This window comes from Pseudomonadota bacterium, assembly GCA_023229365.1.
GTDB lineage: Bacteria > Myxococcota_A > Polyangia > JAAYKL01 > JAAYKL01 > JALNZK01.
Map to the genome: position 1 here is coordinate 48,072 of JALNZK010000022.1, position 8,017 is coordinate 56,088.

Sequence of the window (8,017 nt, forward strand, 5' to 3'; positions counted from 1 at the left end):
GATCACACCTCCTCCATGCCGATCTGCGAGGTCGCCTCGAAGCCCCACGCCTCGAGGCCGACCATCTTCCGCGGGTTGTTGGAGATCACCTGCAGCTTGCGGACGCCCAGGTCGAGCAGGATCTGCGCGCCGATCCCGTACTCGCGCAGCACGCCCCGATCGTCCCGGGGCACGGCCTTGGCGCCGTTCGTCCCGGCCGCGAGCTCCTCGGCGATCGTGTCGTTCGAGGGCAGGTAGAGGACGACCCCCCGGCCCCGTTCGATGATCCTGTCGATGACGCGGCGCAACGTCGGGCTCGCCTTCCGCGTCCGCGCGCCGAGCGCGTCCTCGAGCAGCGTCGACACGTGCGCGCGCACCGGGACCCAATCGCCGTCGGCCACGTCGCCGAGCGCGAGGGCGACGTACTCGTGGCGGCGGATGCCCGGGGCGGCCTTGTAGGCGTGGACCTGGAACACCGCGCGCCGCGTCTCGCCGCCGAGCTCCATCTCGCGCGTGTCGATCCGCTCGACGAGCCGGTCGTGCTGGAGGCGGTACTCGATGAGATCCGCGATGCTCACGATGTGCAGCCCGTGCTCCTTCGCGAAGCCGCGCAGGTCGTCCATCCGCGCCATCGTGCCGTCGGGCTTCATGATCTCGCAGATCACGCCCGCCGGCGTGAGCCCGGCGAGCCGCGCGAGATCCACCGAGCCCTCGGTCTGCCCCGTGCGCTGGAGCACGCCGCCCGGCATGGCGCGCAGCGGGAACACGTGTCCGGGGCTGACGATCCCCTTGGCGCTCTGCCCGGGATCGGACGCGACCTTGATCGTGTGGGCGCGATCCGCGGCGCTGATGCCGGTCGTCACGCCCTCGGCGGCCTCTATCGACACGGTGAACGCGGTCTGCAGCGGCGAGCGGTTCGACTGCACCATCATCGGCAGCCCGAGCGCCTCGACGCGCTCGGCCGTGAGCGTCACGCAGATGAGGCCGCACCCCTTGGTCGCCATGAACGTGATCGCCTCGGGCGTCACGAGCTCGGCGGCCATCGTGAGGTCGCCCTCGTTCTCGCGGTCCTCGTCGTCGACGAGGATCACCATGCGCCCCGCCTTGATCTCCTCGATGGCGCGCCCCGCCCGCTCGATCGCCTTGAGCTGCTCGATCACTCCGCTACCTCACGAATCCGCTCCGCACGAGGAGCTCCATGTCGACCCCGCCGCCGCCCTCGCGGTCGAGCTGGCGCGCCACGTACTTGGCGAGCACGTCGGTCTCGAGGTTGAGCCGCGCTCCCGGCGCGCGGCCGCCGAGGGTCGTCGACGCGAGCGTGTGCGGGATCAGCGTCACCTCGAACGAGCCCGCGCCCACGCCGTTCACGGTCAGGCTCACGCCGTCGAGCGCGACCGATCCCTTGCGGGCGATCTGCCGCGCGAGCTTCTCGTCCTGTGGCAGGGCGAGCGTCCACAGCTCCGCCTCGCCGGCGCGATCCTTCGCGAGGAGCGAGACCCGCGCGTCGACGTGGCCGGTCAGAAGGTGCCCGCCCATCGGATCGCCCAGACGGCTCGCGCGCTCGAGGTTGACCCGCGTTCCTAGCGAGAGCGAGCCGAGGCCGGTCAGCGAGAGCGTCTCGCGCGAGGCGAACGCCGTGAACTCGGAAGCGCCGAAGCCATCGACCGTCAGGCAGGCGCCGTCGACCGCGATGCTCTCTCCTGTGTTGAAATCTCGAAGGGCGGTCTTCACCTTGAGGCGCGCCTCGTCGCCGCGCCGCTCGAGCCGGGCGATGGTGCCGACGTCCTGTACGAGCCCGGTGAACATCCGCTCAATCCCAAAGAGTTGGCCGCGCGCCCTGCGCGGCAGGGGAAATATACACAAAGCGCGCGGAATGGCCAGGGGTTTGGGGCTGCGGCGTGCCGTCGGCTTGCTGCCGCGCTCCTGAGCTTGTCCGGATGGAAAACTGCCGTGGTGCGGTACGCGATCTTCGGAATACCGCATCGACGCGGCAGATTTTTCGAACCGGGCGGACGCCTCCAGGCTACAAATAGAGAAACGGGAGAAACCGGGGGGCGAGGAACACGTCGTCACAAAGGAGCCGCGAAGATGGACAAGCGCCGGTCCGAGAACACCCGCCTCGAGCAGTTGCCGCTTCACGACGCCGGGATCGCCGCGCTGGCCCTCGCCGCGCTCCTCCTCCTGCCGCTCGGCGCGGCTGCGGACGGCGTGTCCGTCGAGGTGCTCGACACGGGTGACGGGCTCTTCCTCAGGTTCGAGGTCGCCGACTACTCGCTCGACTACGTCGACGCCGACGGCACGGACGCCTACCGCGTCGTCGCCGGCCGCGAGCGCCCCATCCTCGCCGCCGGAGCGCCGGATCTCCCGAGCGCGGTGCGCAGCATCGCGATCCCCGACGACGCCTGCGTCGCCGCGACGGTGATCGGCACGGAGCACACGGACGTCGCCGGCGTCGATCTCGCGCCGTCCAAGGGGAACCTCCCGCGCACGGTGGATCCGGGGTCCGTGCCCTACGAGTACGGCACGGAGTACGAGACCGACGCCTTCTACCCCGAGCAGCTCGTCGTCGTCGGATCGCCGTACGTCATGCGCGACGTGCGCGGGGCGACGGTGGACGTCCGGCCGTTCCGGTACAACCCCGTGACCCGGACACTCCGCGTCTACACGCGCGTCGACGTCCTGATCGCGCCGACCGGGCCGTGCGACGTGAACCCGCTCGTGCGCGACGGGCTGCGGCCGTCCGAGGACTTCGACAAGATCTACGAACATCACTTCATCAACTTCGCGACGTACGGCGAACTCTCGAAGTACGATCCTCTGGGCGAGGCCGGCGAGATGCTGATCATCGCGCACGACGCGTGGCTCGCCAACGTCGCGCCGCTCGTCGAGCACAAGACCGCCCTCGGCATCCCGACCACCGCGGTGGGCGTCTCCACGATCGGCAACACGAGCACCGCGATCGCGGCGTACATCGCCGAGCGTTACGCGGCCTCCGACCTCGCGTTCGTCCTGCTCGTTGGCGACGCGGCGCAGGTCGCCACCCCGACGTCGACGGCGGCGTCCGGCGGCAGCTCGGATCCGAGCTACGCCAAGGTCGCGGGCGCGGACGACTACCCGGATCTCCTGATCGGCCGGTTCTCGGCGGAGACCGCGGCGCAGGTCGACACGCAGGTCGAGCGCACGATCGATTACGAGAATGCGCCCGCCACCGCCGAGGCGTGGTTCAAGAAGGGGATCGGGATCGGATCGGCCGAGGGTCCGGGCGACGACGACGAGATGGACTACGAGCACATCGACGTCATCAAGGACAAGCTGATCGGTTACGGGTACACGGAGGTCGATGAGATCTACGATCCCGGCGCGAGCGCGAGCGCGGTCAGCGCGGCCGTCAACGAGGGCAGGGGGATCATCAACTACTGCGGCCACGGCTCCGACGGATCGTGGGGCACCACCGGGTTCTCGACGTCCAACGTCAACGCGCTCACGAACGTCGGCATGCTGCCGTTCATCGTGAGCGTGGCGTGCGTCAACGGGAACTTCTCCGGCGGGACCTGCTTCGCCGAGGCGTGGCTGCGCGCCGAGAGCTCGGGAAACCCGAAGGGCGCCATCGCCATGTACGCGTCGAGCGTCAACCAGTCGTGGAACCCGCCGATGGCCTCGCAGGACGAGCTCAACGATCTCCTGGTCGCCGAGGCGTACTTCAGCTTCGGCGCGCTCTGCTTCGCGGGGTCGTCGCTCATGATGGACGAGTACGGCTCGGACGGCGTGGACATGTTCAATACCTGGCACGTGTTCGGGGATCCGTCGGTCCGGGTGTACGGCGGGACGCCGGACACGGACACGGACGCGGACACGGACACGGATGTCGATTCGGATTCGGACACGGATTCGGACACGGATTCGGATTCGGACACGGATTCGGACTCGGATTCGGACTCGGACACGGATTCGGACTCGGACTCGGACTCGGACTCGGATTCGGACACCGACACCGAGACGGAGACCGACACGGGCGTGCCCCCGGTCTGGGATCCCGGGGACGGCGGGTGCGGCTGCCGGACCGCGGGGGCGAGCGTGCCGCGCTCGGGCCTCGTCCGGCTCCTCTCCTTCCTGATCTGGTCTGATCTGATCTGATCCTTCCGACCTGCCCAACCCCCCACGCCGATTTTTGTGATATCGTTCGGTGTTTCCGAAGGAGGTGACGCGATGACGCCCGCGGAGATGCTCGGCTCCACAGAGATATTCTCTTCGCTCCCGGCGCAGCACATCCAGCAGATCGCGACCCGGCTCGAGCGGCTGGAGATCGCCAAGGGCGCCGATCTCGTGGTCCAGGGTCAGCCCGGCGACGCCCTCTACGTGATCGAGTCGGGGCGCGTCGGCGTGTTCGTGCGAGATCCGGAGTTCGGGCTCGGCATGGAGGTGGCGCAGATCGGCCCGGGCGACTGCGTCGGCGAGCTCGCGCTGCTCACGGGCGCGCCGCGGACCGCGACGTGCACCGCGCTCGTGGACGTCGTGGCGCACAGGCTCGACCGGGCCGTGTTCGACGCCGTCATCGCGCAGTCGCCGGCGGTGCTCCGCGATCTGGCGAAGGTGCTCGCGCGGCGGCTCGCCGCGGTGAGCGCGAAGCAGTACGTCCCGTTCGTGTCGCTCTCGAGGTACGAGCCGGATCCGCAGCTCGCGGCGCTCGTGCCGGATGCGGTCGCGCGGCGGACCCAGGTCGTGCCGGTCGCGTTTGAGGAAGGCGCGGTGGTGCTCGCCGCGGTGAACCCGGCCGACTCGAGCGGGCTCGACGAGGTGCGCCGCTACCTGCGCGGCGTCCGCGTGCGCCCCGTCGCCGCGAGCGCGGAGGACTTTGAGCGGTTCCTCGGACGCCTCGGCTCGGCCGACAAGGGCGCTTCGGCGCAGGCGCGCAAGACGGAGCTGCCGCTGCGCTTCCTCTCCGACGCCGACGACGCGGACCGCGCCGGCGCCATGAGCGGCCCCGAGGTGCTCAAGCTCGTCAACCAGATCATCTCCCTCGGGATCGTGTCGGACGCCTCGGATATCCACATCGAGCCGTCGAGGGAGGGAACTCTCGTGCGGTACCGGATCAACGGATCCCTCGAGACGAAGCTGCCGCGGATCCCGTCCGAGGCGCACAAGACGCTCGTCTCGCGGTTCAAGGTGCTCGCGAAGCTCGACATCACCGAGGCGCGCAAGCCGCAGGAGGGGCGCATCTCGATGGAGGCCGGCGGGCGCGCGGTCGATCTCCGCTTGTCGCTCATCCCGACGAAGCTCGGCCAGAAGCTCGTGATGCGCATCCTCGACTCCGGCGCGTCGCTCGTCGAGCTCGAGAAGCTCGTGCTCGCGGAGAAGGTCCGTCAGGCGGTGCGCCAGATGTTCTACGCGCCGCACGGCGTCGTGCTCGTCACCGGCCCCACCGGATCGGGCAAGACGACGACGATGTACTCGGCGCTGCTCGAGCGGCGCAACCCGGAGCTCAACATCGTCACGGTGGAGGATCCGGTCGAGTTCCACATGGACGGCCTCGCCCAGGTGGAGATCGGCGCGACGCCCGGGCTCGACTTCGCCTCCGCGCTGCGCGCGTTCCTGCGCCAGGATCCGGACATCATCCTCGTGGGCGAGACGCGCGACGCCGAGACGGCGAAGCTCGCGTTCCAGGCCGGGCTCACGGGGCGCCTCGTCTTCACGAGCTTCCACACGAACAACTGCGTGAGCGCGGTCGTGCGCCTGTTCGAGATGGGGCTGGAGCCGTTCGCGCTCGCCAACGCGCTGGTCGGCGTGATCCACCAGCGGCTCGTGCGCCGGCTCTGCCCGCACTGCCGCGTCCCGTTCGAGTACTACCCGCAGATCATCGAGAACCTGCGGGCCGCCGAGGTGATCGGCGAGCAGGTGCCGCAGCTGTACCGATCCAAGGGCTGCGAGCGGTGCGGCGGCCAGGGGTACATCGGCCGCGTCGCGGCGCTCGAGATCCTGGTGGCGACCGAGCAGGTGCGCGCGGCGATAGCGGCGCAGGCGCCGCCGGACGAGATCCTGGCCGCCGCGTCCAAGGGTGCGTTCGTCCCGCTGTCGAGGTACCTCGGGTTCCTCCTGCAGCACGGCATCACGGTCCCGGGGGAGGCGCTCGGCGCGCTCCCGCGGCGCAACCGCTAAGGAGGGCCGCATGGCGGCGTTCGGCACGCGCGAGATCGAGTTCGAGTTCGCGGAAGACAGCGGCGGCGAGTTCAGGCCTTCGGGCAACGTCGTCGAGGTCGTGTTCGACCATGTCCGGCGCGGCGAGACCGAGCGGGCCGCGTCGCTGCTCGCGGCGTCGGGCGCCGACGTCGGCGATCGCCTTGTCCGCGAGGCGGAGATCGGCGCGAGCCAGGAGCTGTGGCGCAGGCTCGCCGCGCTGTTCGCCGCCGCGCGCGACGTCGGGCGGGCTGCGAAATGCGCGGAGGCGATAGGCGATCACGGGCTGGCCGCCGGGTTCTACGAGGCGGCTTACGACTGGCAGCGCGCGGCCGAGCAGTACCAGCGCGCGGGGAGATCCGGCAAGGCCGCGGAGATGTACGAGCGATCGCTCGCCTTCGACAAGGCCGCCGCCCTGTACCTCGAGGCCGGCGAGCACCTGCGCGCCGCGGAGTGCTACGCGCGGGCCGGCGCCTACTACCACGCGGGGCATCTCTACATGCGGCTCGGGCGATACGAGAAGGGTGTCGAGGTCCTGCAGCGCGTGGACAGGATGCAGAAGTGGTTCGCCGAGTCGTCCGCCTTGCTCGGCCGGTTCTTCGAGAGGACCGGCAACGCCGAGATCGCGATGGCGCACTACGCGGACGTCGTGCGCAGCCGCCCCGTCGACGCGACGACGCTCGAGGTTCACCACAGGCTCGCCTTGCTGCTCGCGGGGAGCGGCCGCGTGGACCAGGCGAACCGGCTGTGGGGCGGAGTGCTCGGCGTCGATCCGAGGCACCCGGGGGCCACGGAGGGGATGAAGCTGCTCGGCGCCGGGGGCGTGGCGCAGGGAGCGGGCGACGCCGTCCGGCTCCTCGTCCTGCCCGGAGAGGAAGGGGCCGTCCGGGCGGCGCCGTCCGCCCCGCGACGGGAGGTCGCGGCGGTGCGTGTCGACTTCGAGGTGCTGCGCCAGCTGCCGATGTTCGGCGAGCTCACCCTCGAGGAGCTCCAGTCGATGCACACGCTCGCCGACCGCGTCGCGTTCGCGAAGGGCGACGTCCTCATCGAGCAGGGGAGGACCGGCGAGGCGCTGTTCATCCTCGCGTCCGGTCGGGTGAAGGTCGAGGTGCTCGCCGAAGGGAAGCCGCCGAGGCAGGTCGCGGCGCTCGGGACGGGCGCGGCGCTCGGCGAGATGGCGATGGTCGACGAGGCGCCCACGTCCGCGCGCGTCACCGCGATCGAGGATGGCAACGCGTTTCGCTTCCGGCTCGATCGGCTCGTGACCCACCTCGCGACCGAGCCCAGGGCGGGCTTCAAGGTGATGCGCTACCTCGGGCGGATCCTCTCGGTCCGCCTGCGCGAGGCGAATCGCGCGGTGGTGGGGTGAGGCAGACGGGTTCCCCGGCGTGTACCTCGACGCCGCGGTCAGGAGCGACGCGCGGCTCAAGGCGTTCCAGGATCCGGTCTACGGCAGGCTGCCGGCGGAGCACGATCCCGCATACGTTCCGGCCGAGACCGAAAGAGCCAGAATTCTTGCCCTGTCAACGCCGTGAAATTCTGTTATAGAGGAACGGCGACCGCACCGTTCTTTGCAAACTCGAGCTCGATTTCAACCTGAAGCTCAAGCTGACAATGCTCAGGCCTGCTCATGCGGGCCGAACCTTCCACCACAAGAGGAGACGGAACATGAACACGCAACGGTTGATTCTCATGACATTTCTCGCAGTGACCCTGCTCTCGGCGGCATGCGCCGACGACGGCGGCGGCGGCTCGAGCGACGCCGACAGCGACACGGACAGCGACACGGATTCGGATTCGGACACGGATTCGGACACGGATTCGGACACGGATTCGGATTCGGACACCGACGCCGACACCGACACGG

Annotated in this window: 6 protein-coding genes; 4 read left to right on the forward strand and 2 right to left on the reverse strand. The window is 69.8% G+C overall.

The features are described 5' to 3' along the window. Nucleotides 1-2: 2 nt before the first annotated feature. Together ribB and M0R80_12370 are read right to left on the reverse strand one after the other, a co-directional pair. Nucleotides 3-1,139 carry a 3,4-dihydroxy-2-butanone-4-phosphate synthase gene (ribB, locus tag M0R80_12365; GenBank protein MCK9460424.1) on the reverse strand — a complete coding sequence of 379 codons (1,137 nt, stop codon included), beginning with the start codon at nucleotides 1,137-1,139 and terminating at the stop codon, nucleotides 3-5. 4 nt (nucleotides 1,140-1,143) lie between these two features. Then, nucleotides 1,144-1,785: a riboflavin synthase gene (locus M0R80_12370; GenBank protein MCK9460425.1), complete on the reverse strand. Its 642-nt coding sequence runs from the start codon at nucleotides 1,783-1,785 to the stop codon at nucleotides 1,144-1,146. A 282-nt stretch (nucleotides 1,786-2,067) separates the two neighbouring features. Here M0R80_12370 and M0R80_12375 point away from each other — a divergent pair, with 282 nt between their 5' ends. The 4 genes from M0R80_12375 to M0R80_12390 all read left to right on the forward strand — a co-directional run bounded on the left by M0R80_12375 (nucleotide 2,068) and on the right by M0R80_12390 (nucleotide 7,685). After that, nucleotides 2,068-4,113 carry a C25 family cysteine peptidase gene (locus M0R80_12375; protein MCK9460426.1) on the forward strand — a complete coding sequence of 682 codons (2,046 nt, stop codon included), beginning with the start codon at nucleotides 2,068-2,070 and terminating at the stop codon, nucleotides 4,111-4,113. A 72-nt stretch (nucleotides 4,114-4,185) separates the two neighbouring features. Continuing rightward, the gene (tadA, locus tag M0R80_12380; protein ID MCK9460427.1) at nucleotides 4,186-6,132 is read left to right on the forward strand and encodes a Flp pilus assembly complex ATPase component TadA; all 1,947 of its coding nucleotides are present in this window, start codon (nucleotides 4,186-4,188) and stop codon (nucleotides 6,130-6,132) included. Between the two features lie 10 nt (nucleotides 6,133-6,142). Next, on the forward strand, nucleotides 6,143-7,519 hold the full coding sequence (locus M0R80_12385; protein ID MCK9460428.1) for a cyclic nucleotide-binding domain-containing protein: 1,377 nt from the start codon (nucleotides 6,143-6,145) through the stop codon (nucleotides 7,517-7,519). 19 nt (nucleotides 7,520-7,538) lie between these two features. Next, nucleotides 7,539-7,685 (forward strand): hypothetical protein, encoded by a 147-nt coding sequence (locus M0R80_12390; GenBank protein MCK9460429.1) that lies wholly within the window; start codon nucleotides 7,539-7,541, stop codon nucleotides 7,683-7,685. Nucleotides 7,686-8,017: the final 332 nt, after the last annotated feature.

Excerpts from the sequence above, each read along its gene's own strand:
- M0R80_12370 (MCK9460425.1), bottom strand. The coding sequence starts at position 1,785 with ATGTTCACCGGGCTCGTACAGGACGTCGGCACCATCGCCCGGCTCGAG.
- M0R80_12375 (MCK9460426.1), top strand. The coding sequence starts at position 2,068 with ATGGACAAGCGCCGGTCCGAGAACACCCGCCTCGAGCAGTTGCCGCTT.
- tadA (MCK9460427.1), top strand. The coding sequence starts at position 4,186 with ATGACGCCCGCGGAGATGCTCGGCTCCACAGAGATATTCTCTTCGCTC.
- M0R80_12385 (MCK9460428.1), top strand. The coding sequence starts at position 6,143 with ATGGCGGCGTTCGGCACGCGCGAGATCGAGTTCGAGTTCGCGGAAGAC.